Below are 230 nucleotides of genomic sequence, written 5' to 3' on the forward strand. Positions count from 1 at the left end.
GCAATAAGCAGCGCTGACGCAATAATCCCAACACCTGAGCTTCTTGCGTGGCTTCATAGCGTGGATGTAGTGCCGACAGCTTGATAGAAACTGACGGCTTTGGCATGCCCTCTTGAACTTTGACATTGGCAGTTGCTTTAATCGCATGCAAATAGTCGTTAAAGTATTTTTCGGCGTCTCTATGGGTAATCGCCGCTTCACCCAACATATCGAACGAATAGGTATAGCCT

General features: G+C 47.0%; 1 protein-coding gene. It reads right to left on the bottom strand.

The window, feature by feature from the left end; all coding sequences use genetic code 11:
* Window positions 1-230, bottom strand: a 230-nt coding sequence (locus AAEY78_RS15220; RefSeq protein WP_352340373.1) for a proline dehydrogenase family protein, incomplete at both ends; no start/stop codon positions are given.

The organism is Psychrobacter sp. 16-MNA-CIBAN-0192 (genome assembly GCF_040309565.1).
Classification (GTDB): Bacteria; Pseudomonadota; Gammaproteobacteria; order Pseudomonadales; family Moraxellaceae; genus Psychrobacter.